General features: G+C 71.4%; 21 protein-coding genes, 1 tRNA gene and 1 pseudogene. 14 read left to right on the top strand and 9 right to left on the bottom strand.

Annotation, left to right across the window (positions count from 1 at the left end):
• Nucleotides 1–11 precede the first annotated feature (11 nt).
• Nucleotides 12–998 carry an AEC family transporter gene (locus LG388_RS09545; RefSeq protein WP_225782569.1) on the bottom strand — a complete coding sequence of 329 codons (987 nt, stop codon included), beginning with the start codon at nt 996–998 and terminating at the stop codon, nt 12–14.
• Nucleotides 999–1260: 262 nt separating this feature from the next.
• Here LG388_RS09545 and LG388_RS09540 point away from each other — a divergent pair, with 262 nt between their 5' ends.
• Genes LG388_RS09540 through LG388_RS09530 form a run of 3 tightly spaced genes read left to right on the top strand, consistent with a single transcriptional unit; the run spans nt 1261 to nt 4981 of the window.
• A complete protein-coding gene (locus LG388_RS09540; protein ID WP_225782568.1) occupies nt 1261–3339 on the top strand; it encodes an ATP-dependent helicase in 2079 nt (692 codons plus the stop codon).
• A complete protein-coding gene (locus LG388_RS09535) occupies nt 3336–3776 on the top strand; it encodes a hypothetical protein (protein WP_225782567.1) in 441 nt (146 codons plus the stop codon). Before LG388_RS09540 ends, LG388_RS09535 begins: the two co-directional genes overlap by 4 nt.
• Nucleotides 3773–4981, top strand: coding sequence for a phospholipase A (locus tag LG388_RS09530; RefSeq protein WP_225782566.1), 1209 nt, complete (start codon nt 3773–3775; stop codon nt 4979–4981). The genes LG388_RS09535 and LG388_RS09530 overlap by 4 nt, the downstream gene beginning before the upstream one ends.
• A 179-nt stretch (nt 4982–5160) precedes the next feature.
• On the opposite strand, the gene LG388_RS09525 is transcribed toward LG388_RS09530, so the two are convergent.
• Together LG388_RS09525 and LG388_RS09520 are read right to left on the bottom strand one after the other, a co-directional pair.
• Nucleotides 5161–5235 (bottom strand) — tRNA-Arg (locus tag LG388_RS09525).
• A gap of 29 nt (nt 5236–5264) precedes the next feature.
• Nucleotides 5265–5954: a TetR family transcriptional regulator gene (locus LG388_RS09520; protein WP_225782565.1), complete on the bottom strand. Its 690-nt coding sequence runs from the start codon at nt 5952–5954 to the stop codon at nt 5265–5267.
• Nucleotides 5955–6156: 202 nt separating this feature from the next.
• On the opposite strand from LG388_RS09520, the gene LG388_RS09515 reads away from it, so the two are divergent.
• The 8 genes from LG388_RS09515 (at nt 6157) to LG388_RS09480 (ending at nt 17446) form a co-directional block, all read left to right on the top strand.
• Complete coding sequence (locus tag LG388_RS09515) at nt 6157–7464, top strand: efflux RND transporter periplasmic adaptor subunit (protein WP_225782564.1); 1308 nt, start codon at nt 6157–6159, stop codon at nt 7462–7464.
• A 30-nt stretch (nt 7465–7494) separates the two neighbouring features.
• Nucleotides 7495–10659: an efflux RND transporter permease subunit gene (locus LG388_RS09510; protein ID WP_225782563.1), complete on the top strand. Its 3165-nt coding sequence runs from the start codon at nt 7495–7497 to the stop codon at nt 10657–10659.
• Between the two features lie 10 nt (nt 10660–10669).
• Nucleotides 10670–12121, top strand: coding sequence for an efflux transporter outer membrane subunit (locus LG388_RS09505; RefSeq protein WP_225782562.1), 1452 nt, complete (start codon nt 10670–10672; stop codon nt 12119–12121).
• A 92-nt stretch (nt 12122–12213) separates the two neighbouring features.
• On the top strand, nt 12214–12858 hold the full coding sequence (locus tag LG388_RS09500; protein WP_225782561.1) for a cytochrome c5 family protein: 645 nt from the start codon (nt 12214–12216) through the stop codon (nt 12856–12858).
• Nucleotides 12859–13311: 453 nt separating this feature from the next.
• Nucleotides 13312–13758: a tripartite tricarboxylate transporter TctB family protein gene (locus LG388_RS09495; protein WP_225782560.1), complete on the top strand. Its 447-nt coding sequence runs from the start codon at nt 13312–13314 to the stop codon at nt 13756–13758.
• 27 nt (nt 13759–13785) lie between these two features.
• Entirely contained in the window at nt 13786–15312 is a 1527-nt protein-coding gene (locus LG388_RS09490) for a tripartite tricarboxylate transporter permease (protein ID WP_225782559.1), read from the top strand.
• Between the two features lie 29 nt (nt 15313–15341).
• Complete coding sequence (locus tag LG388_RS09485) at nt 15342–16031, top strand: response regulator transcription factor (protein WP_225782558.1); 690 nt, start codon at nt 15342–15344, stop codon at nt 16029–16031.
• A 26-nt stretch (nt 16032–16057) separates the two neighbouring features.
• On the top strand, nt 16058–17446 hold the full coding sequence (locus tag LG388_RS09480) for a sensor histidine kinase (protein ID WP_225782557.1): 1389 nt from the start codon (nt 16058–16060) through the stop codon (nt 17444–17446).
• A 10-nt stretch (nt 17447–17456) separates the two neighbouring features.
• On the opposite strand, the gene LG388_RS09475 is transcribed toward LG388_RS09480, so the two are convergent.
• Genes LG388_RS09475 through LG388_RS09465 form a run of 3 tightly spaced genes read right to left on the bottom strand, consistent with a single transcriptional unit; the run spans nt 17457 to nt 19513 of the window.
• Nucleotides 17457–17984, bottom strand: coding sequence for a DUF2946 family protein (locus LG388_RS09475; RefSeq protein ID WP_225782556.1), 528 nt, complete (start codon nt 17982–17984; stop codon nt 17457–17459).
• A 36-nt stretch (nt 17985–18020) separates the two neighbouring features.
• The gene (locus LG388_RS09470; protein WP_225782555.1) at nt 18021–19013 is read right to left on the bottom strand and encodes a YheT family hydrolase; all 993 of its coding nucleotides are present in this window, start codon (nt 19011–19013) and stop codon (nt 18021–18023) included.
• Nucleotides 19014–19057: 44 nt separating this feature from the next.
• Nucleotides 19058–19513, bottom strand: coding sequence for a nuclear transport factor 2 family protein (locus tag LG388_RS09465; RefSeq protein ID WP_225782554.1), 456 nt, complete (start codon nt 19511–19513; stop codon nt 19058–19060).
• Nucleotides 19514–19635: 122 nt separating this feature from the next.
• On the opposite strand from LG388_RS09465, the gene LG388_RS09460 reads away from it, so the two are divergent.
• The 3 genes and pseudogenes from LG388_RS09460 (at nt 19636) to LG388_RS09450 (ending at nt 21794) form a co-directional block, all read left to right on the top strand.
• Entirely contained in the window at nt 19636–20256 is a 621-nt protein-coding gene (locus LG388_RS09460; protein WP_225782553.1) for a LemA family protein, read from the top strand.
• Between the two features lie 118 nt (nt 20257–20374).
• Nucleotides 20375–21252 (top strand): annotated as a pseudogene (locus LG388_RS09455) (YgcG family protein).
• On the top strand, nt 21252–21794 hold the full coding sequence (locus LG388_RS09450; RefSeq protein ID WP_225782552.1) for a TPM domain-containing protein: 543 nt from the start codon (nt 21252–21254) through the stop codon (nt 21792–21794). Before LG388_RS09455 ends, LG388_RS09450 begins: the two are co-directional and overlap by 1 nt.
• Nucleotides 21795–22061: 267 nt before the next feature.
• On the opposite strand, the gene LG388_RS09445 is transcribed toward LG388_RS09450, so the two are convergent.
• The 3 genes from LG388_RS09445 to LG388_RS09435 form a co-directional block, all read right to left on the bottom strand.
• Nucleotides 22062–22649 carry a cyclic nucleotide-binding domain-containing protein gene (locus tag LG388_RS09445; RefSeq protein ID WP_225782551.1) on the bottom strand — a complete coding sequence of 196 codons (588 nt, stop codon included), beginning with the start codon at nt 22647–22649 and terminating at the stop codon, nt 22062–22064.
• Complete coding sequence (gene pdeM / locus LG388_RS09440) at nt 22646–23410, bottom strand: ligase-associated DNA damage response endonuclease PdeM (RefSeq protein ID WP_370630133.1); 765 nt, start codon at nt 23408–23410, stop codon at nt 22646–22648. Before pdeM ends, LG388_RS09445 begins: the two co-directional genes overlap by 4 nt.
• A gap of 187 nt (nt 23411–23597) precedes the next feature.
• The gene (locus LG388_RS09435; protein ID WP_225782550.1) at nt 23598–26288 is read right to left on the bottom strand and encodes a ligase-associated DNA damage response DEXH box helicase; all 2691 of its coding nucleotides are present in this window, start codon (nt 26286–26288) and stop codon (nt 23598–23600) included.
• Nucleotides 26289–26338 lie beyond the last annotated feature (50 nt).

The following is a 26338-nucleotide window of genomic DNA, read 5'->3' as shown; positions in this document are numbered from 1 at the left end:
CGCGGCGGCGCTCAGCGCACCCAGTCCACCACCAGGGGGTAGCTGAAGAAGGTGGCCACCGTGGTCCAGAGAATGATGCGCGCGATGCGGCCGTTGTCGGCCCCGAAGCGCTCGGCCAGCAAGGACACATTGCTGGCGCTGGGCAGGGCCGCGGCCAGCACCAGCACCGCGAAAGCGGCCGGCGCCAGCGGCAGACCGGCGCGCAGGGCGGCCCAGCCCAGGCCCGCCACCAGCAGCGGATGCACGGCCAGCTTGACGGCCACCACCGGCAGCACGCCCTGCAGCCCGGCGCGGCGGGCGGGCCGCTCGGGGCTCGACTTCGCCAGCAGCGTGGAACGCGCCAGCACCGCGCCGATGGTGAACAGCGCCGTGGGCGAGGCGGCGTCGCCCAGCATCGCCAGCGTGCGGTCGAGCGGGGCCCAGGGCTTCCATTGCAGCGCCGACGCCAGGGCGCCCAGCCCGATGGACCAGGCCAGCGGGTTCATGGCGGCGCCGCGCAGCGCCTTGCGCGCGGCCGCCAGCGCGGCCCGGCCGCCGGCGCCGCCGTCATGCTCGTCCAGCCGCGACAGCGCCAGGCACAGCGAGGACGTGAGCACCATGTCCACCAGCATGGTCAGGATCACCGGCCCGGCCGCCATTGGCCCCAGCAGCGCCACCAGCAGCGGCACGCCCATGAAGCCGGTGTTGGGAAAGGCGGCGACCAGGGCGCCGAACGCCGCGTCGTTCCAGTTCGTGCCGCCGCGCCGCGCCAGCGCCACGGCCAGGCCCACGGCCGCCAGCGCCGCCAGGCCCCAGACCAGCGCGGCGCTGCCGTCCAGCAGCTGCGCGATGGGCGTGTTGGCGCCGAAGCGGAACAGCATGCAGGGCAGCGCGAAATACAGCAGGAACAGGTTCAGGCCGGGAATGGCCTCCAGCGGCAGCAGCCGCGTGCGGGCCGCCCCATAGCCGGCCGCGACCAGGGCGAAGAAAGGAAAGGTGACGGAAAAGATGGCCAGCACGGGCGGTCCAGGTGCGGCCGGGCCGCGGGTTCGGCAAGGGAAGGCGCATGCCGAAGGGCGGCAGGGGCGCCTGAATGTTAGGCCAGGGCCGCGACACACCCGGTCACGTCTCTCACAAGCGGCCGTGCGGGCCTGGGGTTTCAGGCCGCGCCCCGTATGATTGCGCGCTTCGTGCGGCCCAGGTGCCCTCAGGGCGCCGATGCCCGTTTCGCGCCCCGCTGCGCCCTTTCGCTTTCTTCCCCCGAGCCACCGTCCTTCGCCCATGTCCGCCGGCCTGAACCTTGCCCAGCAGGAAGCCGTCAACTACCTGCACGGCCCGTGTCTCGTGCTCGCGGGGGCCGGCTCGGGCAAGACGCGCGTGATCACGCACAAGATCGCGCGCCTCATCCAGGCCGGGCTGGAGCCCAAGCGCATCGCGGCCATCACCTTCACGAACAAGGCGGCGGCGGAAATGCGCGAGCGCGCCAAGGGGCTGATCGGCCGCGACGCGCGCCATGTGGTGGTGTGCACCTTCCACGCGCTGGGCGTGCGCATGATGCGCGAAGACGGGCACGTGCTGGGCCTCAAGCCCCAGTTCAGCATCCTCGATGCGGACGACGTGACCAAGATCCTCAAGGACGCCGGCGGCACCACCGACGCGGCCACCGCGCGCACCTGGCAGTGGACCATCAGCAAGTGGAAGAACATGGGCCTGAACGCCGCCGAGGCCGAGGCCCAGGCGGCGGATGACAACGAGCGCATCATCGCCCGCATCATGGCGCGCTACGAGGAACGCCTGGCCGCCTACCAGAGCGTGGACTTCGACGACCTGATCGGCATGCCGCTGGCCCTTCTGCACAAGCACCCGCAGGTGCGCGAGAAATGGCAGAAGGCGCTGGGCCACATCCTGGTCGACGAGTACCAGGACACCAACGCCACGCAGTACGAGGTGCTCAAAGCGCTGGCCGGGCAGCGCGGCAGCTTCACGGCCGTGGGCGACGACGACCAGTCCATCTACGGCTGGCGCGGCGCCACGCTGGACAACCTCAAGAAGCTGCCCATCGACTACCCGCAGCTCAAGGTCATCAAGCTGGAGCAGAACTACCGCTCCACCAGCGCCATCCTGCGCGCGGCCAACAACGTGATCGGGCCGAACCCCAAGCTCTTTCCCAAGACGCTGTTCAGCGAACTGGGCGAGGGCGAACCGGTGCGCGTGGTCGACTGCGACAACGAGCAGCACGAGGCCGAGCGCGCCGTGGCGCGTCTCTTGAGCCTGCGCGAGAACTCGCCCTACAAGGAATGGCGCGACTTCGCCATCCTCTACCGCGCCAACCACCAGGCGCGCGTGTTCGAGCAGGCACTGCGCAAGGCCGGCATCCCGTACAAGGTGTCGGGTGGCCAGAGCTTTTTCGACCGCGCGGAGATCAAGGACCTGTGCGGCTGGTTCCGCCTGTGGGTCAACAACGACGACGACCCGGCCTTCCTGCGCGCCGTGACCACGCCCAAGCGCGGCATCGGCCACACCACGCTGCAGCAGCTGGGCGCGTTCGCCACGCAGTACAAGCTGAGCCTGTTCGAGGCGCTGTTCTCCAACTCCTTGCCCAGTGCGGTCGGCAAGCGCGGCATCGAAGGCTTGCACGAGTTCGGCCGCTACATCAACGACCTGGAATACCGCGCGCGCCACACCCGCGGCGCGCAGGACGCCCGCGCCTTCCTCGACAGCTGGTTGAAGGAGATCGAGTACGAGCAGCACCTGTACGACGGCGAGGAAAGCGAGACCGCCGCCGCCACGCGCTGGGGCCATGTGATGGAGTTCTGCGACTGGATGGCGCAGCGCTGCGGCGGCCAGACCGACGACGCGAGCGGCGCGGACGCGGTCACGCAGGAGCCCAAGAGCCTGCTGGAAGTGGCGCAGACCATCTCGCTGCTCTCCACCATCAGCGAGCGTGGCGACAAGGAGCAGAACGTGCTCACGCTGTCCACGCTGCACGCCTCCAAGGGACTGGAGTGGCCGCACGTGCTGCTGGTGGGCGTGAACGAAGGCCTGCTGCCCTTCAAGCTGGACGACGACGAAGGCCGGCAGGAGAAGGTGGCCGAGAACACGCTGGAGCGCCTGCAGGAGGAGCGCCGGCTGATGTACGTGGGCATCACACGCGCGCAGCGCAGCCTGGCCGTGAGCTGGGTCAAGCGGCGCAAGAAGGGCCGCGAGATGGTGCGTGCGCTGCCCAGCCGCTTCATCGCCGAGATGGCGCTGGACCAGAACACCGCCAAGGAAGACCCGCGCGAGAAGCTCAAGGCGCTGCGCGCCGAGTTCGCGCGCAAGGCGCAGGAAAGCGCGGCCCAGGCCGCGAAGATGGCATGAGGGCGATCCGCCTGATCGGCCCGCTGCAGGTGGCCGCATCCGCCCTGCTGCTCGCCGCCTGCGCCGCCCCCGATCCGAACTGCCCACCCGCCGGCGCCCGCCTGCCGCCCGGCGCGCTCTACGGCGCGTGGGAAGCGCGCATCGGCAGCGATGACGCCCTGCCGCTGCGCGTGGACCTGCAGCCCCACCCCGACTACGCAGGCGTGCGCGGCCAGGTGCAGCGCGGCGGCGGCGCGCCCGCGCAACTGGCCGGCGACGTCAACGACGACGGCCTGCTGCTGCTCGACGAATCGGAAGACGGCCTGCGCATCAGCGCCGTGTGGGAAGGCGAAATTCAGGCACGCAGTTGCGGCCGTGTCTTTCGTGGCCACTGGCGCCGCGCCGGCGAAGATCAGGGCCAGCCCTTCGTGCTGACCCGCCTGCCCTCCACACCATGAACCTGATTGCTCCCTCTTCCACGGCGCGCGCCTGCGCGCTGGCGCTGGCCGCTCTCGGTGGCGCCGCGCCGGCCTTCGCCCAGGCCCCGGCCAGCGGCCCCGCGCCCGGCCTGCCGCCGAGCCCGCTGGCCGACGCGCAGCTGACCTGGCAGCAATGCACGCGCCTGGGCGGTGACGACGCGGCACGCCTGGCCTGCTTCGACCGCTGGGCGCAGCAGCAGACGCTGCCTGCGGCCGCGGTGCCGCCCGCGCCGCCGGCCCTGGCCAGCGCGCAACCGTCGAACGCGCCCTCCGCCACCGTGCCGGTGGAAGCCGCCCTGCCCGCCACGCGCGTGGTCACGGTGGACAGCGAGCGCTGCCGCGACCGGCAGTACTCCACGCTGTCGCGCTTCTGGGAACTGGAGGAAGGCACCGACTGCGGCACCTTCACCTTCCGCGGCTACCGGCCGCTGTTCGTGGGCGTCTCGGTGGCTGACAACCAGCCGGCCACGCCCACCTCGCCCGCCGCAGGCCACACCGCCGAGCCCGTGGACTACCAGGCGCATGAAATGCGCATCGGCCTGTCGGTGCGCACCAAGCTGGCCCAGGGCCTGCTCACGGGCAACGATCCGGCGCGCAAGGACTCGCTGTGGTTCGCCTATTCGCAGCAGTCGACCTGGCAGCTGTTCAACGGCGACATCTCGCGCCCCTTCCGCACCACCGACCACGAACCCGAGCTGATGTACGTCTACCCGACCGACATCAAGCTGCCCGGCGGCTGGCGCTGGCGCTACGCGGGCGTGGGCATCGTGCACCAGTCCAACGGCCAGAGCCTGCCGCTGTCGCGCAGCTGGAACCGCGTGTTCCTGATGGGCGGCGTGGAGCTGGACAACCGCTTCACCATCACCGGCCGCGTCTGGCGCCGCGTGCAGGAAAGCGGCACCGACGACGACAACCCGGACATCGTCAAGTACCTGGGCCACAGCGAGATCACGGGCAGCTGGAACGTGAACCCGGCGAACACGCTGTCGCTGACGCTGCGCGGCCTGATCGGAGGCACCGGCCGCGGCGGCGCGCGCCTGGAATGGATGCGCGCGATCGGCGATCCCGCCAGGAGCAACCTGCGCTGGCATGCACAGCTCTACCACGGCTATGGCGACACGCTGGTGGACTACAACCAGCGCCGCACGGTGCTGAGCCTGGGCGTGAGCCTGGTGGACTTCTGACCCCCGCGGCCGCGGGCCGATGCGCGCGACCCCGGCGCCCGCTTCGCCGCGGGCACGGACGCCCCGCCCGCCGAGCGTCACGTGCTGCAGGCGGCTGAACGGCGCGAGCGGGCCGGGTTCCGAGCCAAGAGGCACAACAAAAAAGGCCGGACTAGCTTGAACTAGTCCGGCCTGGTATCTGGTCCCGCCGCCAGGAATCGAACCTGGATCTCAGCCTTCGGAGGGCCGAATTCTATCCGTTGAAATACGGCGAGAGTGCCGCGCACGAAGCGCGAACCCGCGATTATGGCCGATCGCGCGACGCGAAGGGCGCGGGCTTCGCCCCCGTGGGGACATCGGGCCCGTCGGCCGCGCCCACGGGCAGCCCCAGGCCGCGGATGTAGGTGCGGAACAGGCGCCGTCCGGCAGGCAGCAGCGCGAAGCTGTCGGGGTCCAGCAGCCAGTCCTGCATCAGGCCCGAGACCAGGGCATGCAGGCCCAGCGCCGCCGTGCCGGCCGGAATGCTGAGCTTGACGCGCGCCTGCACCGCAGCCAGGCGCAGGGCCTTCTCGAAGTCGTCGATGCAGCCCTGGCGGCCGCTGAAATGGCGCTCCTGCACGGCCGACATCTCCTGCGTGTACTCGACCTTGTACGAGGCGATCTCGAACACGCGCCGCACCTGCGGGTCGGAGGTGGCGAGGCGGAAGGCGTCCATGATGCCGCGCTCGAGCAGCGCGATGGGGTCGACCTCCCCCGCATCCACGGCCTGGCGCATGCCTTCTTCCATGGGCAGCGTCACGCGCTCCATCATGGCGTTGAACAGATCGGCCTTGTCCTTGAAATGCCAGTAGATGGCGCCCCGCGTGGCGCCCGCCTTCTGGGCGATCTGCTGCAGCGTGGTGTGCGACACGCCCTGGGCCTGGAAAAGCAGCTCGGCGGCGTCCAGCAGGCGCTGGCGCGTGGCGAAAGCCTCTTCCTTGGTGCGACGGACCACTGTATCTTCTGTGAAACGGCGTGAATGACCACACAGACGCGGAAGGTCATTCATCGATTGTCATTAATATACATGCACGAATGTATGTAAACTGCCGGCCTGCTCATTACCATGGCGCCCGTGTCGGTCTTTCAGGACCGCGGGCACCGTGGCCGTGGCTGCCGATTCGCCACAACAACACCTATCACTGCCGAGGATTCGCATGCCTGGATTGCATGTTTCACGCTCCCTGTTTTCGCCGCGCCTGACCGCGACCCTGTCGGCGCTGAGCCTGGCCGTGCTGCTGGCGGCCTGCGGCCAGAAGGATGCCGCGGCCCCTGGGGCGGGCGGCCCGGGCGCCGGCGGCGGCGCACCGCCCCCGCCTGAAGTGGGCGTGGTGGTGGCCACCCCCGGTGACGTGGGGCTGGTCACGGAACTGCCGGGCCGCCTGGAGGCCTCGCGCGTGTCGCAGGTGCGGGCGCGTGCCGCCGGCATCCTGCAGGAGCGCCTGTTCCGCGAAGGCTCGGACGTGAAGGCCGGACAGCCGCTGTTCCGCATCGACCCCGCCCCGCTGCAGGCCGCGGCCCAGAGCGCGCAGGCCAGCCTGGCGCGCTCCGAAGCCAACGCCGCGCAGGCCAAGGCCCTGGCCGACCGCTACAAGCCGCTGGTCGAGGCCAATGCGGTGAGCAAGCAGGAATACGCCAACGCCGTCGCCTCGTGGAAGGCCGCCGAGGCCGACGTGGCCGCCGGCCGCGCCGCAGTCGCCACGGCCCGCATCAACCTGGGCTACGCGACCGTGACGGCGCCGATCTCGGGGCGCATCGGCCGCGCGCTGGTGACCGAAGGCGCACTGGTGGGCCAGAACGACGCCACCCAGCTGGCCACGATCCAGCAGATCAACCCGCTGTACGTGAACTTCACGCAATCGGCCACCGACGCGCTGCGCCTGCGCCGCGCCATGGAAGCCGGCACGCTCAAGAGCGCGGGTGCGGGCGCGGCCGAGGTGCGCATCGTGCTGGAGGACGGCAGCGAATACCCGCAGCCGGCCAGGCTGCTGTTCACCGACCTGACGGTGGATGAGGCCACCGGCCAGGTCACGCTGCGCGCCGAAGTGCCCAACCCCAAGGGTGACCTGCTGCCGGGCCTGTACGTGCGCGTGCGCATGGCGCAGGCCCAGGCCAGCAACGCCATCGCGGTTCCGCAGCAGGCCGTGACGCGCACGGAGACCGGCGACACGCTGACGGTGGTGGGCGAAGGCGGCAAGCTGGAAAAGCGCACCGTGAAGGTGACGGCTGGGCAGAACAACCGCTGGATCGTGACCGAAGGCCTGAAGGCCGGCGAGCAGGTGATGGTGGACGGCTTCCAGAAGCTGCAGATGATGCCGCCGGGCACGCCGGTCAAGCCGGTGCCCTGGACGGCGCCGGGCGCTGCGCCCGCCACTGCGTCCAAGCCGGCCGACGGCGCACCCGCTGCGCCCGCGGCTGCCCCTGCCCCGGCTGAGCCGGCCCCCGCCGCGGCCCCCAAGCAATAAGCAAGAAGAAGCACCGCAACAAAGGCAACCATGGCCAAGTTCTTCATCGACCGCCCGATCTTTGCCTGGGTGATCGCACTGTTCATCATCGTGATGGGCGCGGTGTCGATCACGCAGCTGCCGATCGCGCAATACCCCCCCGTCGCCCCGCCGGCGATCGTCATCAGCACCACCTATCCGGGCGCTTCCGCGCAGACGCTGGAGGACAGCGTGCTGTCCGTGATCGAGCGCGAAATGAACGGCGCGCCGGGGCTGATCTACATGGAATCGGTGGCCCAGGCCGACGGCACCGGCACGCTGACCATCACCTTCGAACAGGGCACCAACGAGGACCTGGCGCAGGTGGAGGTGCAGAACCGCCTGTCGCGCGCCACCTCGCGCCTGCCCGCGTCCGTGACGCAGCAGGGCGTGCTGGTCGAAAAGTCGCGCGACAACTTCCTGCTGTTCGCGATGCTGAGCTCGGACAGCCCGAGCTTCGACACCACGCAGCTGGGCGACTACGCGGCCCGCAACATCCAGCCCGAGCTGCAGCGCATCAAGGGCGTGGGCAAGGTGCAGCTGTTCGGCTCCGAAACCGCCATGCGCATCTGGATCGATCCGGCCAAGATGCAGGGCTTCGGGCTGTCCTCGGCCGAGGTCTCGGCCGCCATCCGCTCGCAGAACGCCCAGGTCGCCTCGGGCACCATCGGCGACCTGCCGAACATCGCGGGCCAGGGCATTGCGGCCACGGTCAGGGTCAAGGGCCAGCTGTCGAACGTCGAGCAGTTCAGCAACATCGTGCTGCGCGCCAATCCCGACGGCTCCACCGTGCGCCTGAAGGACGTCGCGCGCATCGAGCTGGGCGTGCAGAGCTACGCCACCTCCGCCCGCCTGAACGGCGTGCCCGCCGTGGGCCTGGGCGTGCAGCTCGCGCCCAGCGGCAACGCCATGGAAACCGCGCGGCTCACGCGCGAGAAGATGGAAGAGCTGTCCAAGCTCTTCCCGCAGGGCGTGAAGTGGGACATCCCGTACGACAGCTCGGAATTCGTCAGCATCTCCATCGAACAGGTCACGCACACGCTGTTCGAAGCCGTGGCGCTGGTGTTCCTGGTGATGTTCCTGTTCCTGCAGAACTGGCGCTACACGCTGATCCCCACGCTGGTGGTGCCGATCGCACTGCTGGGCACCTTCGCCACCTTGCTGGCGCTGGGCTTCTCGATCAACGTGCTGACCATGTTCGGCATGGTGCTGGTGATCGGCATCGTGGTGGACGACGCCATCGTGGTGGTGGAGAACGTCGAGCGCATCATGAGCGAGGAAGGCCTGCCGCCGCTCGAAGCCACCAAGAAGGCCATGCAGCAGATCTCGGGCGCCATCATCGGCGTGACGGTGGTGCTGATCTCGGTGTTCGTGCCGCTGGCCTTCTTCGCCGGCTCCACCGGCAACATCTACCGCCAGTTCTCGGCGGTGATGGTGGCCTCGATCGCGTTCTCGGCCTTCATGGCCCTGTCGCTCACGCCCGCGCTGTGCGCCACGCTGCTCAAGCCGGTCGAGGCCGGCCACCACCACGAGAAGCGCGGCTTCTTCGGCTGGTTCAACCGCGGCTTCTCGCGCACGGCCAAGGGCTATGAAAGCGTGGTCTCGCGCATCCTCAAGCGCGCCGCGCGCTACCTCGTCATCTACGCCGCCATCATCGGTGCCGTGGTCGTGATGTACCAGCGCCTGCCCACCTCCTTCCTGCCGCAGGAAGACCAGGGCAACATCATCGTGAACGTGCAGCTGCCGCCCGGCGCCACGCAGGAGCGCCTGACCAGCGTCATCGAGCAGGTCGAGGGCTACCTCCTCAAGCAGCCAGAAGTCGAAAGCATGGTCAGCGTGCTGGGCTTCAGCTTCTCGGGCCAGGGCCAGAACGCCGGCCTCGCCTTCGTCACGCTCAAGGACTGGAACGAACGCAAGGGTGAGGGCGAATCGGCCAGCGCCCTGGCCGGCCGGGCCTTCGGTGCGCTGTCGGGCATCCGCGACGCCTTCATCTACCCGCTCAGCCCGCCGCCCATTCCCGAACTGGGCGCGGCCAGCGGCTTCAGCTTCCGCCTTCAGGACCGCTCGGGCCAGGGCCACCAGGCGCTGGTGAACGCACGCAACCAGCTGCTGGGCATGGCCTCGCAGAGCAAGGTGCTGTCGCAGGTCCGTCCGGACGGCCTGGAAGACGCGCCGCAGCTGGAGGTCGACATCGACCGCGACAAGGCGCAGGCGCTGGGCGTGGGCTTCGACGCCATCAACACGGCGCTGTCCACGGCCCTGGGATCGAGCTATGTCAACGACTTCCCGAACCGCGGCCGCCTGCAGCGCGTGGTGGTCCAGGCCGATGCGCCCGCGCGCATGCAGCCCGAGGACCTGCTCAAGCTGACGGCGTCGAACGCGCAGGGCCAGCCGGTGCCGCTGTCGGCCTTCGCCACCACGCGCTGGGTCACCGGCGCGCAGCAGACCGTGCGCTACAACGGCTACCCGTCGATGCGCATCAGCGGCGACGCCGCCCCGGGCTACAGCACGGGCGCCGCGATGGCCGAGATGGAAGCGCTGGCCGCCAAGCTGCCGCCGGGCTTCGGCTTCGAATGGACCGGCCAGTCGCGCGAGGAAAAGCTCGCCGGCTCGCAATCCATCATCCTGTACGGCTTCGCGATCCTGGCGGTGTTCCTGTGCCTGGCCGCGCTGTACGAGAGCTGGTCCATCCCGCTGTCGGTGATCCTGGTGGTGCCGCTGGGCATCCTGGGCGTGCTGGGCGCCACGCTGCTGCGCGGCATGTCCAACGACGTGTACTTCCAGGTGGGCCTGATCACCATCATCGGCCTGTCGGCGAAGAACGCGATCCTGATCATCGAGTTCGCGAAGGACCTGCAGGCGCAGGGCAAGAGTGCGATCGCGGCCGCGCTCGAGGCCGCGCACCTGCGCTTCCGCCCCATCATCATGACCTCGCTGGCCTTCGGCCTGGGCGTGGTGCCGCTGTTCATCGCGTCGGGCGCCGGCTCGGCCAGCCAGCGGGCCATCGGCACCGGGGTGATCGGCGGCATGGTCACGGGCACCGCGCTCGCCGTGTTCTTCGTGCCGGTGTTCTTCGTGGTGGTGCGCACGCTGTTCAAGGGCAGCAAGCGCCAGCAGGAACTCAACAAGCGGCATGCCGAAGCGGCCGGAATCTCCGAAGATCAAAGCCATGCCTGAGACCCCAACCATGCGAAAGCTTCCCCTCGCGCCCCTGGCGCTGGCCGCCGCGCTGTTCCTGAGCGGCTGCTCGCTGATCCCGACCTACGAGCGTCCGGCCGCGCCGGTGCCGACCACCTTCCCCGGTGACCCGGCCCAGCCGGCCGGCCCCGCGGCGGCGGCGCTGCCCTGGCAGCAGTTCTTCACCGACCCTCGGCTGGCGGGGCTGATCGAGACCGCCCTGGCCAACAACCGCGACCTGCGCGTGGCCGCGCAGAACGTGGAAGTGGCGCGCGCGCAGTTCGGCGTGCAGCGCGCGGCGCTGTTTCCCTCCGTGGGCCTCTCGGCGGACGGCTCGCGCAGCAGCCCCAACCCGGCCCGGGTCTACAACCCGAACGCGGGCAGCGTGGCGCAGAGCTTCTCGGTCGACCTCGGCATCACGGCCTGGGAGATCGACTTCTTCGGCCGCCTGGCCAGCCTGCGCGAGAGCGCGCTGGCCCAGTACCTGGCGACCGAGGAATCGCAGCGCGCCGCGCAGACCAGCCTGATCGCCGCCGTCGCCAACGGCTGGCTCACGCTCCTGGCCGACGAGGAGCTGCTGGCCATCACGCGCCAGACGCTGGCCACGCGCGAGGACACGCTCAAGCTCACGCAGCTGCGTTTCGACAACGGCGTGTCCTCCGAAATCGACCTGCAGCTGGCCAATTCGCTGGCCGAGTCGGCGCGCGCCACCTACGCGCAGCAGCTGCGCCTGCGCCGCCAGGACGAGAACGCGCTGGCCCTGCTGCTGGGCGCGCCCGTGCCCGGCAGTGCGCTGGCCGGCATCGAGGGCGGCTTGGCGCGCGTGCAGCCCATGCCCGACGTGCCCGCGGGCCTGCCTTCGGACCTGCTGGCCGAGCGCCCCGACATCCGCGCCGCCGAACAGCAGCTGATCGCCGCCAACGCCAACATCGGCGCGGCGCGCGCGGCTTTCTTCCCGCGCGTGTCGCTCACCAGCAGCATCGGCACGGCCAGTTCCGAGTTCTCGAACCTGTTCCACAGCGGCACCAAGGCCTGGGCCTTCGCGCCCGCGGTCTCGCTGCCGATCTTCGACGCCGGCCGCAACCAGGCGAACCTCGACGCGGCGCGTGCGCAGCGCGAGATCGCCGTGGCGCAGTACGAGCAATCGATCCAGAGCGCCTTCCGCGAGGTGGCCGACGCGCTGGCCGGGCGCGAGACGCTGGGCGAGCAGGCCCGCGCCCTGCAGGCCACGGCCGAAGCGGAGAACCGCCGCTTCCAGCTGTCGGACCTGCGCTACCGCAACGGCGTGGCCAGCTCGCTGGACCTGCTGGACGCGCAGCGTTCGCTGTTCGCGGCGCAGCAGCAAGCGGTGCAGGTGCGCCTGCTGCAGCTGCAGAACCAGGTGCTGCTGTACAAGGCGCTGGGCGGCGGCTGGAAGTCCACGGCGACGGCGGCCAGCCCGGCCGGCCAGTCGCCGGCGTGACCGGCCCGCTTGCCACCTAGTGAAAGCCCCTGCAGGGGGGCTCCCTATAATCCTTGGCTGATCCGTACAAAGCCCCCGATACCGAGGACGCCATGAGCGACAGCGCGCAGAACCACGCCACGGAAGAAGCCCACACCGGTCCGATCAAGAACCCGAAGCAATTGCTGACGGCCGTCTTCTTCAGCTTCATCGTTCCCATCCTGGTGATCGTCGGGCTGGTGTTCTTTGTGGTGTCGGGCCTCAAGCCCTCGGGCGCCGTGCAGGGCGAAGGCATGGGCCTGTACGGCGTGAGCCAGGATTCGCGCGAACGCGACGTGGGCCTGCGCCTGGCCAAGGTGGGCTCCATCGAGATCCGCGACGCGAACCGGCCGCTGGCCACCGGCGAGGCCGTGTTCAAGGTGCAGTGCGTGGCCTGCCACGGCACGCCCGGCATTCCCGGCGCCCCGCACCTGAACGATGCCGCCGCCTGGGGCCCGCGCATCGGCCAGGGCTATGCCACGCTGCTGGAACATGCCCTCAAGGGCAAGGGCGCCATGCCCCCGCAGGGCGGCGGCGACTACGAAGACGTGGAGATCGGCCGCGCCGTGGTCTACCTGGCCAACTCGGGCGGCGCCAAGTTCGAGGAACCCCAGCGCCCGGCCCCGGCCGAAGGCGCAGCCGCCGAGGGGGGTGCCGCTCCCGCCGCCGGCACGGCTGCTGCACCGGCCGCCGAGGGTGCGGCCAAGCCCGCGCAATAAGCACGCAGGAAGCCAGCCACCGGCCGGCGAATCCTGCCGCCGGCCGGGCCGCCGCAGGCCATCGATGAAGCCGCCTTCGGGCGGCTTTTTCGTCGCCGGGCCGCCCCAGGTGAAAAGCGCGCCCTCGGGGGGCGGCGGACCTCGCGCAGCGGGGGCGCGTGGGGGCCATTTTTTCATGCCCCGCCCGCGGCGCGCGATGCAGCGCCCGCCGGTCCGTGCGCCCTTGCAGCAGGCCCCCAAGCAAAGCCCGGACGCTCAGTTTCCGGTCAGCCTCGCACTTCTACGCTAGCGGCGCGTTCGATCCCGGCCCGCGGGCACAGGGACGCGCGCATTCGTGCCTGCCCGCGTGCGGCGCCTGCCGCCCGGGCAGCGCCACGTGTCCTTGCCCTGCGCCGCGGCGCCCGGGCTTGCGGGGGGCCTTTGCCCTTCCTTTGCACCCGCATCCACGCATTGATGAAAACCACTCGAGACATCCACGACATTGTCGGCGGCTTGCTGATGACCGCCGCCGGCCTCTTTTTCGCGCTCTACGGCAGCCGCTACACCATGGGCACCGCCGACCGCATGGGCCCGGGCTACTTCCCCATCGTGCTGGGCTGGGTCCTGGCCGTGCTGGGCATCCTGGTGGCGCTGCCGGCCTGGTGGCGCCAGGGCAGCGGCATCACGGTGCAATGGAAGAACCTGATCTGGTGCGTGGCCAGCCTGGTGGCCTTCGCGCTGGGGCTCAAGACGCTGGGCGTGGTGGCGGCGTCCTTCATCGCGGCGCTGCTGGCGCTGGTGCCCAGCGCCATGCCGCTGCGCACCCGGCTGACGGTGTGCGCCGTGGTCGCGGGCATCACCGCGCTGATCTTCCCGCTCGCGCTGCAGATGGTGCTGCCCATCTGGCCCTGGAGCCTCTGACGGCCCGTCGGCCAAGGAACCCCGATCATGGATCTTTTCAGCAACCTCTGGCTCGGCCTGCAAGTGGCCGTCGAGCCGGTCACGCTGGCCTACTGCTTCTTCGGCGTGCTGCTGGGCACGGTGGTGGGCGTGCTGCCCGGCATCGGCTCGCTGGCGGCGATCTCGCTGCTGCTGCCCCTGACCTACCACATGACCCCCACGGCGGCCATCATCATGCTGGCCGGCGTGTACTACGGCGCGCAATACGGCGGCTCCACCGCGTCCATCCTGCTGAACCTGCCGGGTTCGCCCTCCTCGGCCGTGACCTGCCTGGACGGTTATCCCATGGCCAAGAAGGGCAAGGCCGGCGTGGCGCTGTTCGTCACCACCATCGCCTCGCTGGCCGGCGCCATGTCGGGGCTGGTGCTGCTGGTGCTGTTCTCGCCGGCGATCTCGGAGATCGGCCTCAAGTTCGGCCCGGCCGAGTTCTTCTCGATGATGGTGCTGGGCCTGGTGGCGGCCTCGTCCATGACCACCGGCTCGGCGGCCAAGGGGCTGTGCATGGTGGTGTTCGGGCTGCTGCTGGGCATGGTGGGCACGGACGTCAATTCCGGCGTGGCGCGCTTTTCCTTCGACGTGCCCGAACTGATGGACGGCATCAACCTCATCGCGCTGGCGATGGGCCTGTTCGGCGTGGCCGAGGTCGTGCGCTGCATCAATTCGGCCGACGTGAACAAGAAGCCGGACAAGGTGACGCTGCGCTCCATGGTGCCCACGCGCGAGGAATTCCGCGCCACGGTCAAGCCGATGGTGCGCGGCTCCGCGCTGGGTTCGGCCCTGGGCGCGCTGCCCGGCGTCGGCCCGTCGATCGCCTCCTTCATGTCCTATGCGATCGAGAAGAAGGTGGCCAGGGACCCGAGCCGCTTCGGCCAGGGCGCGATCGAGGGCATCACGGCCCCCGAGTCGTCGAACAACGCCGCCGCCCAGACCGCCTTCGTGCCTTCGCTGTCGCTGGGCATCCCGGGCGACGCGGTGATGGCCGTGATGCTGGGGGCGCTGATCATCCATGGCATCCAGCCCGGCCCCATGCTCATCAGCCAGCAGCCCGAGCTGTTCTGGGGCCTGGTGGTGAGCTTCGGCATCGGCAACATCATCCTGGTGATCCTGAACCTGCCCACCATCGGGCTGTGGGTCGCGCTGCTGCGCATTCCCTTCGCGTGGATGTACCCGGCCATCCTGGTGTTCGTGGCGCTGGGCGTGTTCAGTGTCAACAACAACGAGTTCGACATCTACTCCGTGGCCGTGCTGGGCGTGATGGGCTATGCGCTGATGGTGCTGCGCTTCGAGCCGGCGCCGCTGCTGCTGGGCTACATCCTCGGGCCGATGCTCGAGGAGAACCTGCGCCGCGCCATGCTGCTGTCGCGCGGCGATCCGATGGTCTTCATCGAACGCCCGATCAGCGCCACGCTGCTGGCCTGCACGGCGCTGATGCTGGCCTGGGCCGTCGTCTCCACCGTGCGCAAGACGCTGCGCGCGAAGGAGGCGCTGGACGCGGCCAAGGCCGCCGCGGCCTGAACGGCGGGCGCAGCTGATAGGCTTGCAGCATGCGAATCCTGCTGGTTGAAGACGACGCGGTGCTGCGTGAGGTGATGGCGCGCAGCCTGGCCGACGCCGGCCACCGCGTGGACCAGGCGGCCCATGCCGAGGAAGCCGCGCACCTGTGGCGCGTGCAGCCCTTCGACGCGGTGCTGCTGGACCTGAACCTGCCGCAGCATGCACGCCCGGGCAGCGGGACGGCCAGCGGCCTGGCCGTGCTGCGCGCCGCGCGCCAGCGCGGCGACCGCACGCCGGTGCTGGTGCTCACGGCGCGCAACCGCACCGAGGAGCGCATCGCCGGCCTGGACGCGGGCGCCGACGACTACCTGGGCAAGCCCTTCGACCTGGCCGAGGTGGAGGCGCGCCTGCGCGCCCTGGTGCGCCGCGCCACCGGCGCCGAGGACGTGGCCCGCCTGGGCCGGCTGGTGCTGGACCGGCGCGCGCGCCGCTTCACCCTCGCCGAGGCGCCGCTGGAGCTGCCCGCGCGCGAATTCGAGGTGCTGTGGGAGCTCATGAGCCCGCCCGGCCATGCGGTGAGCAAGCGCACCCTGTCCGACAAGCTCTCGGGCTTCGACGCCTCGCTGGGCGACAACGCGCTCGAAGCCTTCGTCTCGCGCCTGCGCAAGAAACTGGCCGGCAGCGGCGCGGCGATCCGCACGCTGCGCGGCATCGGCTACCTGCTGGAGCCCGAGGCTTGATCCCGCACGAGGGCGCAGGCGCCGCGGTGAGCGCTTCGCCCTCGCTGCGCACGCGCGTGCTGCGGCACGTGATGCTGCCGCTGGCCCTGGCCTGGCTGGCGGGCGCCGTGGTAACGCTGGTCGTGTCCAGCCACTTCACCGAACAGGCTTTCGACCGCGCGCTGCTCGACGACGCCTATTCCATTGCCTCGCATGTGCGGACCGGCAGCGACGGCCGCGTGGGGCTGCAGCTCTCGGCCAACGAACTGCGGGCCGCCCTGTTCGACCAGGCTGAATCGGTGCATTTCTCGGTGCTGGGTCCCGACGGTCAGCGGCTGGCGGGCGGCGAGCTGCCGGACCTGCCGGTTCCGCCCGGCGAGTCCTACCGCTACCGCGAGATCGTCCATGAGGGCCAGCTGATGCGCATGGTGGCGCTGCGCCACACCGTGGAGGGCCGCGCCTACCGGGTGCTGATGGCCCACACCACGCGCGTGCGCGGCGCCCTGGGCCAGCAGCTGCTGCTGTACGCGGCCCTGCCCCAGTTGCTGCTGCTGGTGCTGCTGGTGCTGTGGCTGCGCCGCGGCATCGGCCGGGACCTGGCCCCGCTGCACCGGCTGCAGACCGCGCTGTCGCACCGTGACGCGCGCGACCTCTCGCCTGTGCAGGTGCCGCCGTCCACGCAGGAGATCGAGCAGCTGGGCCAGACCGTGAATGCGCTGTTCGCGCGCGTGGAACACAGCGTGCGGGCGCAGCGCGAGTTCGCGGGCAACGTGGCACACGAGCTGCGCACGCCGCTGGCGGGCATCCGCGCGCTGGCCGACTACGGGCTCGGCCACACCGATCCGGCCGTCTGGCGCCAGCAGCTGCAGCAGGTGGCCGGCAGCGTGGTGCGCGCCAGCCACCTGGTCGACCAGCTGCTGGCGCTGGCGCTGGCCGACGAAGGCGAGCAGGCGCTGCGGCGCGAGCGCCTGTCGCCCGCCGAGCTGCTGCAGCAGGCCGTGCTGCGCCACCTGGACAAGGCCGACCGCCAGGGCGTGGACCTGGGCGCGCGCGGCGTGGACGCCGAGGGCGCCGAAGCGCTGGCCATCGTGGCCGACGCCGCCCTGGTGGGTGCCATGCTGGACAACCTGATCGACAACGCGCTGCGCTATGGCGGGCGCATGCTCACGCTGGAGCTGGCCGCAGGCCCCGCGCAGGACGAGGTGACGCTGGCCGTGGTGGACGACGGCCCCGGCATCCCCGAGACGGCCCGGCGCGCGCTGCTGCAGCGCTGGTCGCAAGGCATCGATGGACAGCGGCTGGGCCAGGGCGCCGGGCTGGGCCTGTCCATCGTCGCGCGCTATGCGCAGCTGCTGGGCGCACGCCTGTGGCTCGAGGATGCAGCGCCGCCGGGCGGGCTGCGCGCGGCGCTGGTGTTCCCGCGCGCGCCGGACTGAAGCGCAGCCCTCAGCGCGGCTGGCCCGCGGCCGGGCTGCGCACGAAACCGTACTGCGATGGCAGCAGCTCCGCCTGCACCTCGCGCGGCTGCCAGCGCCCCTGCTCGATGGCGTCGGCCGCCAGGCCCACGTCCTGCGTGTGCAGCAGGCCCAGGCCCTGGGCCGCCACGAAGTACAGGTGCCCGGCCTCGTCGAGCAGGCAGTCCGTCGGCACGGCCGGCGCGCCCGTGTGGGACGACAAGGAAAAGTCCTCGGCCATGCGCCAGATCCAGGGCGTGGCTTCCAGCTCCACATACACGCGCTGCGGGCCGTTCTGGAAGAACCACTGCCCCGCCTCGTCGTGCTCGTAGTTGCGGTGGATGAAGTCGATCAGCTTGTCATGCCGCAGCAGCGAGCCGCGCGCCCGCGGGAACGGCCCCGCCGCCTGCGTGCGGTCGTCGCGCATGTACCACTGGCCGCGCGCGTCCAGGCCCAGCCAGCCGTAGCAATGGGGAACGTTGGGCCATTTGGCGATGGCCTGCCTGACGATGTCATCCATGGCGGCATTGTGCGCCGCCCGGCCGGCGCCGCGCTGTCAGAGATGCGCGCGCAGCCAGGCGATCACCGCCTCGGGCATGGATCGCACATGCCCCGGCGGCGGCCCCATCGCAAAGCCCACATGTCCGCCATGCGCGGGCTGCCACAGCGTCACCTGAGAGCCGACCTCGTGCGCGCCGGGCAGGCTGGCGGCGGGCACGAAAGGGTCGTTGCGCGCGTTCACCACCAGCGCGGGCACGCGGATGGCGCGCAGGTGCGGCTTGGCGGAAGCGCGCGCCCAGTAGTCCTCGGTGTTGCGAAAGCCGTGCAGCGGCGCCGTGAACACGTCGTCGAAGGCGTACAGGTCGCGCGCCGCGACCAGCCGCGCGCGGTCGAACAGGCCGGGGTGCTGCGCCAGCTTGGCCAGCGCCTTGGGCTTCATGGTCCGCAGGAACATGCGCGTGTAGACCTGGCGGCTGAAGCCGCGCCCGATGGCCGCGCCGCCGGCCGCCAGGTCCAGCGGTGCGCTCACGGCCGCGACGGCGCGCACCGCCTGCGCGGCCGTGGCGCCGGCCTCCTCGGCCCAGCGCAGCAGCGCATTGCCACCCAGCGAAACGCCGGCGGCCAGAATGGGAGCGCCTGCGCGCGCCCGCTCCCGCTCGGCAAAGCGCCGCAGGATCCACCCGATCTCTTCGTAGTCGCCCGAGTGGTACGCGCGCGGCGCCCGGTTGATGGTGCCGCTGCAGCCGCGGAAATGCGGCACCGCGAAGGCCAGCCCCTGGGCGCGCGCATGGGCCGCGAAGGCTTCGGCATAGTGGCTGCGCGAGGAACCTTCGAGGCCGTGGAACAGCACCAGCAGCGGGGCGGCGGCCGCACCGCTCGTCTGGGGCGGGTCCTGGAAATCCACGTCGATGAAATCGCCGTCGGGCGTGTCCCAGCGTTCGCGCCGGTACACGGGCGCCGGCCCGTCATGCCGGCGCGACCACAGCGCGGGCCAGATGGTCTGCAGGTGGCCGCCGGGCAGCCAGCGCGGGGATCGGTAGTCGTGCATCGCGCAGGCCGGGGCCGTGCCCCGCGCTCCCAGGCTCCGGCGTCTCAGTGCAGGAAGCCCGGCGCGTCGTGCCCCTCGGCGGGCTCGGCGGCCGTGCCGGGGCTGGCATGGTGGGCCACCATGCGCCAGCCCTGCGCGGTCTTGTGGTAGACGTTGGTGGCCAGCACGAAGGCATGCTTGGGGCCCTCGGCCGTCAGCACCTCGATGCGCTCGAGCACGTTGTGCACGCTGCTGGCCAGCGATTCGATCTTGCGCACGCGCGCGGGCTGGGCGTCGATACGCCCGCCCCCGTCGAACATCTGCTCGAAGGCGGCGCGGATGGCGCCCGTGCCCACCAGCCGCGGGCCGCCGGGGTGCACGCAGAACACCTCGTCCTCGTCGGCCCAGCAGGCCATCAGCGCGTCGATGTCGCCGCGCTGCAGCGCTTCGTAGAAAGCATGCTCGATGTCGTCGGCGCTGCCGCCCAGGGCGGCGGCGCGCAGTTTGGTGCGGGTGGGCATGGAGGCCGATTGTGCCTCCAGGCGGTGACAGGCAGACCCGCCGGTGTGCTACCTTCGCCGCCTGCGCGGCCGGGAGGTCGGCCGCGCCCATGCATCGCATCGCGCACTCAGAGGAGCACCCCATGACCCGACGCTGGCTTCCCGTACTGCTGCTGGCCGCCGCCCTCAGCGGCTGCGGCTACAACGATTTCCAGAAGCTGGACGAGAGCAGCAAGGCCGCCTGGAGCGAGGTGCTGAACCAGTACCAGCGCCGCGCCGATCTGGTGCCCAACATCGTCGCCTCGGTCAAGGGCGAAGCGAACTTCGAGCAGGAAACGCTCACGCGCGTGGTCGAGGCGCGCGCCAAGGCCACCTCCATCCAGGTCACGCCCGAGACGCTGAACAACCCGCAGGCCTTCAACCAGTTCCAGCAGGCGCAGGGCGAGCTGTCGAGCGCGCTGTCGCGCCTGATGGTGGTGGCCGAGCGCTACCCGCAGCTGCAGGCCAACCAGGCCTTCCGCGACCTGCGCGTGACGCTGGAAGGCACCGAGAACCGCATCACCGTCGCGCGCAACCGCTACATCCAGACCGTGCAGGAATACAACGTGCTGGCGCGCAGCTTTCCCACCAACCTGACGGCGATGGTGTTCAGCTACGAGCCCAAGCCCACCTTCTCGGTGCAGAACGAGGCCGAGATCTCGCGCCCGCCGACGGTGGACTTCGGCACCGGCGGCAGCGCGCCGGCCCCCGCGCCCCGGCAGTGAGCCGGCGCCCCGCGCCCGCTTGCGCCCCCCGCTTCCCGCGCCTTCGACCGCCGTGCCCGCTCTGCTCCTGCGCCGCCTGACCGCGCTGTTCCTCGTCGCGGCGGCCTTCGGCGCCTTCATGGCCGCGGCCTGGGCGCAGCCGCTGCGCGAGGTGCCCGGGCTCACGTCGCGCGTGATCGACCAGACCGGCACGCTCGCGGCCGGCGAGCGGCAGGCGCTGGAAGCGAAGCTGGCCGCCTTCGAGCAGCGCAAGGGCACGCAGATCGTGGTGCTGATGGTGCCGGCCACGGCGCCCGAGGACATCGCGGCCTATGCCAACCGGGTGGCCAACGCCTGGAAGATCGGCCGCCGCGACGTGGGCGACGGCCTGCTGCTGATCGTCGCCAAGGACGAGCGGCGCATGCGCATCGAGGTGGCCAAGACGCTGGAGGGCGCGGTGCCCGACATCGCGGCCGCGCGCATCATCGACCAGCAGATGAAGCCCGCGTTTCGCAACGGTGACTTCGCGGGCGGCATCAATGCGGCGCTGGACCAGCTGATGGCGCGCATCGCGGGGGAGGCGCTGCCCGAGGTGCAGGACGATGGCCCGCGCCGCGGCGACGCGCTGTTCGACGCCGACTGGCAGGACCTGGCCATCCTGCTCTTCTTCGGCGTGGTGGTCGGCGGGCCGATCCTGCGCGGCGTCTTCGGCCGCACGCTGGGGCCGCTGCTCACGGGCGGCGCGGCGGGCGGCATCGCCTACGTCGTCACGGCCAGCCTGCTCGCGGCGGGCTTCGCGGGCGTGGCCGCGCTGCTGTTCACGCTGTTCGCCAGCGCCACCACCGGCCTGAGCGGCGGCCGCGGCGGTGGCCGGGGCTACGGTGGCGGCTATGGCGGCGGGTACGGCGGGGGCTGGAGCGGCGGATCGTCCTCCGGCGGCTGGAGCGGCGGCGGCGGAGGCTTCAGCTCCGGCGGCGGGGCGATTTCGGGGGCGGCGGCGCCTCGGGAGACTGGTGATGCCGGGACGCAAGACCTATCCGCCCACGCTGGCCGGCCGCCTGCGGCGCCTGCTGCGCAACCGCCTGACCGATGCGGCCGACGTGCGCCGCGCCTTTCCGCCCGAAGTGCTGCAGCGCCTGGGCGAGCGCGTGCGCGCGAGCGAGCAGCGCCACACCGGCCAGATCCGCATCTGCATCGAAGCCGGCCTGCCCTGGAGCTACATCCGCCGCGATGCGCCCGCGCGCCAGCGCGCGGTCACGCAGTTCGGCAAGCTGCGCGTCTGGGACACGGCGCACAACAACGGCGTGCTGATCTACCTGCTGCTGGCCGAACATGCGATCGAGATCGTGGCCGACCGCGGCATTGACACCCACGTGGACGCCGCCGAGTGGCAGGCCATGGCCCGGCGCATGGGCCAGGCCTTTTCCGAGGGCCGCTTCGAGGATGGGGTGACGCTGGCGCTGGAAGAGGTGTCGGCGCTGCTGGTGGCCCACTTTCCCGCAAGCCCCGGCACCCACCGCCACAGCAACGAACTGCCGGACACGCCCGTGGTGATCTGAGCCTGCGCGCAGCGCTGCGCAGCGATCGCTGGGCCCCGAAAGAAAGTCGTCACCGGGCGCTGCACTGCGGCCCGCGAGCCGGCGCCACGGCGTCCCCGGCCGGCGGGCCTGTTCAGTCCGCCCGGATGTCGGCCCGCGCCGCACGGCGCGCAAGCGACGCAGCGCTGAGCGGGCCCGATTTCGCCCCAACCCTTCGGGCAGCCGCCTTGGAGACACTGAACAGGCTCTGAGCACCTCGGCCAGCGTGGCCGGGGGGGGCGGACCTTTTCAGCGCCGGGGCGTGCCGTCCTGCCCGTCCAGCAGGCGCCGGTTCACGGCATGCGTGGCATCGAGCTCGCGCTGCAGCGCGCGCGTGACGCGCAACAGCGTGCGAAAGCGCCGGTTGCTTTCCCGCACGCGCTCGGCCATGGCCTGCGCGATGGCCAGCAGCAGGCGCGCGGCCACGGCCGGCTGCACTTCCACCAGCCCGCGCAGGGCCGCGCGCGACAGGATGCCCAGCTTCAGGTCGGTGAGCGCCGTGCAGGTGGCCGAACGCGGCTCGCCGTCGAGGATGCCCATCTCGCCGATCAGCTGGCCCGGGCCGATGATGGAGATCACCACCTCCTCGCCGGGCATCTGCGAGGCGCTCTCGGCCCGCACCTGGCCTTCGAGCAGCAGGGCCATGTAGTCCACGTCCTCGGACTGGCCTTCCGTCATGATCACCGTGCCCGCTTCCACGAACAGCGGCCGCATCGCGTCGACCACCACGGTGGCCTCGTGCAGGTCCATCTCGGCCACGAAGGACGAGCGCATCAGCATGCGCGCGGCCTCGTCGCGCAGCGAAGGGGCCGTGCTGCGCAGGTTGCGTTCGTTCATGGCCCAAACCTCTGCGGCGCGAGACCGCCCATGGCACCTGCCGCGCGTGCCGGTGCATCGGCGCCGCGGCCGGCATCGGGCAAGGCCCAGACGGCCTCGCCGCCCACGGCATGGAAGCGGCGCCCCGGGGCCGGCGGCACCAGCCAGCCGCCCGTGAATTCCCCGAAGGCGGGCAGCACCGCGCGGCCCGCGTCCTGCACGAAGCAGGGCAGCCGCAGCCGGTCGCGCCCCGCACCGTGCAGGCTGCACACCGGGTGCGCGTGCCCGGCCAGCACGAAATGGCTCGCGTGGTCCTGCGGATGGTGGCAGGCCGCGAAGGGGCCGAGCAGGTGCGGCTCGTCCACCACGGCGATCTGCAGCGCGGCCGGCGGATCGCCCGCGCGGTCGTCATGGTTGCCGCGCACCAGCGTCATCGCGAGCGCCGCATGGCGCGCGCGCCATTGCGCCAGTGCCTGCAGCAGCGCCGGCGTGCGCGCCTCGCGCGCATGCAGGAAGTCGCCCAGGAACACCAGCCGCGCGGGCGCGTGGGCGGCGATCAGCGCATCCAGCCGCGCCAGGTTGCGCGCCGTGGTGCCGCCCGGCACCGGCTGGCCCAGCGCGCGGTAGCTGGCGGCCTTGCCCAGGTGCAGGTCGGCGACGAACAGCGTGCGCTGCGCCGGCCACCACAGGGCCGGTGCCGGCAGCAGTTGCAGCGATTCGCCGGCCCAATGGACGATGGCCGGCACGGTGGCCGGTGCAGTGGCCTGCGCGGCGGCGGGCACGGCCGCGCCCCGGCCCGACGAGGAAGGCAAAGGAGGCGAAGGAGAAGAAGAAAACAAGGAAGGCACGGATGCAGGAAGAGTCGGCGGCCAGTGTCAGCGTTTGTGTGCGCCCTCCCCCCTGTCCCGGAGTGTAGGTGGCGCCGCGGCACCGTGCCCGGCCGGAGCGCCCGCGGGGGCGCCGCCGGGCTCAACCCGGCGCGCCACGCCGCCGGCTGCGGCTGCCGCGCGACCGCGCCTCGCGCGGGGGCGGGCGTGGCGGCTCGGGCGCGTCGAAGGCCAGGGCTTCGCGCACCTGCGGCGGCGCGGCCTCGGGCCGCAATTCGCCCCCGGCCGCCTTTTCCAGCTGCGCGACCATGCGCGCGATGCGGTCCGCCACGCTTTCGTTGCTGAGCTTCTCGCGGAAGCGCTCCACCATCAACGGAAAAGCGAAGGGCGTGGGCCGCGCCAGCCCCTTCACCACCAGGGCCTGTCCGCGCATGCGCGAGAGGCTGGCGCGCAGGCGGCCGATCTCCAGCTCCTGCGCCAGCAGCTCCTGCTCGGCCTGCAGCAGCAGGCGATTGGCCGGATCGTATTTGCGCAAGACCTCCCAGAACAGCGAGGACGAGGCCTGCAGTTGCTTGTTGCTGCGCTTCTCGCCCGGGTAGCCCTGGAAGATCAGGCCCGACACGCGCGCGATCTCCCGGAAGCGCCGCTGCGCCAGTTCGCTGGCGTTGAGGCTTTGCAGCACTTCGTGCAGCAGGGCCTGGCGCTCGCCCTCCTGCGGGCTGGGGGGGTCCAACGCATCCTGCGCTGCGGCATCGTGGCCGGTGCGCAGCACCCCGGGCAGCAGCGCGGGCCAGTCCACTTCGGTGGCGCTGAGCAGCTCGAAGCCGTAGTCGTTCACGGCGATGGAGAAGGTGCGCGGCGCATGCTGCGCCACACGCCAGGCCAGCAGGTTGGCCAGGCCCAGGTGCACCTGCCGGCCTGCGAAGGGGTAGAGGAAGAGGTGCCAGCCCTCGCGCGTCTTCAGCGTCTCGGCCAGCAGCGTGCCCGGCGTGGGCAGGGCCGACCAGCGCTGCTGGATCTCCAGCAAGGGGCGCACGCACTGCAGCTCGGGCGAGTCGTAGCGGCCGTCGCCGGCCCGCGCCAGCTGCTGCACCACCGCATCGGCCAACGTGGTCGACAGCGGCATGCGCCCGCCGTTCCAGCGCGGCACGGCGGGCCGCGCACCGCTCGCGCGGCGCACCCAGGCCGTCATCTCGCGGATGCGCACCATCTCCAGCAGCCGGCCGCCGAAAAGGAAGCAGTCGCCCGGCTTCAGGCGTGCGGCGAAGCTCTCTTCCACCGTGCCGAGGCGCGCGCCCCCCACGTACTGCACGTTCATGCTGGCGTCGCTCACGATGGTGCCGATGTTCATGCGGTGCCGGCGCGCCAGGCGCGCGTCGGGCACGCGCCACACGCCCTCCTCGTCGGGCACGGCGCGCCGGTAGTCCGGATAGGCGGCCAGCGAAGGGCCACCCTGGCGCACGAAACCCAGGCACCAGTCCCAGCTCTCGCGCGAGAGCCGGGCATAGGCCGCCGTGCGGCGCACTTCCGCGTACAGCGCCTCGGGCACGAAACCGCCGCCCAGCGCCACCGTGACCAGGTGCTGCACCAGCACATCGAGCGGCTGCTCGGGCGTGCTGCGCGCTTCGATGTGGCCGGCCGCGATGGCTGCGCGCGCGGCGGCGCCCTCGACCATCTCGATGCTGTGCGTGGGCACGAGCGTGATGCGCGACGGCCGCCCCGGCGCATGGCCGGACCGCCCCGCGCGCTGCAGCAGCCGCGCCACGCCCTTGGGCGAGCCGATCTGCAGCACGCGCTCCACGGGCAGGAAGTCCACGCCCAGGTCCAGGCTCGACGTGCAGACCACGGCGCGCAGCGCGCCCTTCTTGAGGCCCAGCTCCACCCATTCGCGCACGCCCTTGTCCAGCGAGCCGTGGTGCAGCGCGATCAGCCCGGCCCACTCGGGCTTGGCCTCCAGCATGGCCTGGTACCAGATCTCGGCCTGCGAGCGCGTGTTGGTGAAGACCAGGGTGGTGCGGCTGCCTTCGATCTCGGCGATCACCTGCGGCAGCATCATCAGGCCCAGGTGGCCGCCCCAGGGAAAGCGCTCGGCGCGCCCCGGCAGCAGCGAATCGACCACCAGCTGCTTGGGCACCTGGCCCTGCACCAGCGTGCCGGGCGGCCCGCCTTCACGCGGGCCGAGCAGCGTGTGCATCGCCTCGTCGAGGTTGCCCAGCGTGGCCGACATGCCCCAGGTCATGAGCGACGGGTTCCAGGTCCGCAGCCGCGCCAGCGCCAGCTGCACCTGCACGCCGCGCTTGTTGCCCAGCAGCTCGTGCCATTCGTCGACCACCACCAGCTTCAGGTGGCAAAACAGCGCCTGCGCATCGGCACGCGAGAGCAGCAGCGACAGGCTTTCGGGCGTGGTGACCAGGGCCGTGGGCAGCCGCCGGTCCTGCCGCGCGCGCTCGGCCGACGCGGTGTCGCCGCTGCGCGCCGCCACCGACCAGTGCGGCGCCAGCGCCTGCAGCGGCTCCTGCAGCGCGCGCAGCGTGTCGGCCGCCAGCGCGCGCATGGGGGTGAGCCAGAGAACGGTGAGCGGCGGGCTCTGCGGACTTTGTTCGCCCGCGGGTGTGTTTGCCGACTTGCGATGCGGGATGGCCGGCTTCGGCGCCATGGCCAAGGCCCGCAGCGCCCCGAGCCACACCGCGTACGTCTTGCCGGCACCGGTGGTCGCGTGCAGCAAGCCGGACTGCGCCTCGGCAATGGCTTGCCAGACCTCTTTCTGGAAAGCGAAGGGACGCCAGCCGCGAGCCTTGAACCAGGCCAGAAGCGCACCGGTACTCATCGCCATGGCCGCGCTCCAGGGCTGCACGAAATGCGCAACCGGGATGCCCCCTGCGA

Origin of the sequence: Xenophilus sp. Marseille-Q4582 (assembly GCF_916700565.1) — a bacterium.
GTDB lineage: Bacteria > Pseudomonadota > Gammaproteobacteria > Burkholderiales > Burkholderiaceae_C > Xenophilus.
This window is presented reverse-complemented; position numbering and strand designations above follow the sequence as displayed.

Coding starts and splice junctions, on each gene's coding strand:
- LG388_RS09490 (WP_225782559.1), top strand. CDS start 13,786: ATGGATCTTTTCAGCAACCTCTGGCTCGGCCTGCAAGTGGCCGTCGAG.
- LG388_RS09540 (WP_225782568.1), top strand. CDS start 1,261: ATGTCCGCCGGCCTGAACCTTGCCCAGCAGGAAGCCGTCAACTACCTG.
- LG388_RS09515 (WP_225782564.1), top strand. CDS start 6,157: ATGCCTGGATTGCATGTTTCACGCTCCCTGTTTTCGCCGCGCCTGACC.
- LG388_RS09445 (WP_225782551.1), bottom strand. CDS start 22,649: ATGAACGAACGCAACCTGCGCAGCACGGCCCCTTCGCTGCGCGACGAG.
- LG388_RS09435 (WP_225782550.1), bottom strand. CDS start 26,288: ATGGCGATGAGTACCGGTGCGCTTCTGGCCTGGTTCAAGGCTCGCGGC.
- LG388_RS09505 (WP_225782562.1), top strand. CDS start 10,670: ATGCGAAAGCTTCCCCTCGCGCCCCTGGCGCTGGCCGCCGCGCTGTTC.
- LG388_RS09450 (WP_225782552.1), top strand. CDS start 21,252: ATGCCGGGACGCAAGACCTATCCGCCCACGCTGGCCGGCCGCCTGCGG.
- LG388_RS09485 (WP_225782558.1), top strand. CDS start 15,342: ATGCGAATCCTGCTGGTTGAAGACGACGCGGTGCTGCGTGAGGTGATG.
- LG388_RS09535 (WP_225782567.1), top strand. CDS start 3,336: ATGAGGGCGATCCGCCTGATCGGCCCGCTGCAGGTGGCCGCATCCGCC.
- LG388_RS09470 (WP_225782555.1), bottom strand. CDS start 19,013: ATGCACGACTACCGATCCCCGCGCTGGCTGCCCGGCGGCCACCTGCAG.
- LG388_RS09465 (WP_225782554.1), bottom strand. CDS start 19,513: ATGCCCACCCGCACCAAACTGCGCGCCGCCGCCCTGGGCGGCAGCGCC.
- LG388_RS09460 (WP_225782553.1), top strand. CDS start 19,636: ATGACCCGACGCTGGCTTCCCGTACTGCTGCTGGCCGCCGCCCTCAGC.
- LG388_RS09530 (WP_225782566.1), top strand. CDS start 3,773: ATGAACCTGATTGCTCCCTCTTCCACGGCGCGCGCCTGCGCGCTGGCG.
- LG388_RS09495 (WP_225782560.1), top strand. CDS start 13,312: ATGAAAACCACTCGAGACATCCACGACATTGTCGGCGGCTTGCTGATG.
- LG388_RS09500 (WP_225782561.1), top strand. CDS start 12,214: ATGAGCGACAGCGCGCAGAACCACGCCACGGAAGAAGCCCACACCGGT.
- LG388_RS09510 (WP_225782563.1), top strand. CDS start 7,495: ATGGCCAAGTTCTTCATCGACCGCCCGATCTTTGCCTGGGTGATCGCA.
- LG388_RS09475 (WP_225782556.1), bottom strand. CDS start 17,984: ATGGATGACATCGTCAGGCAGGCCATCGCCAAATGGCCCAACGTTCCC.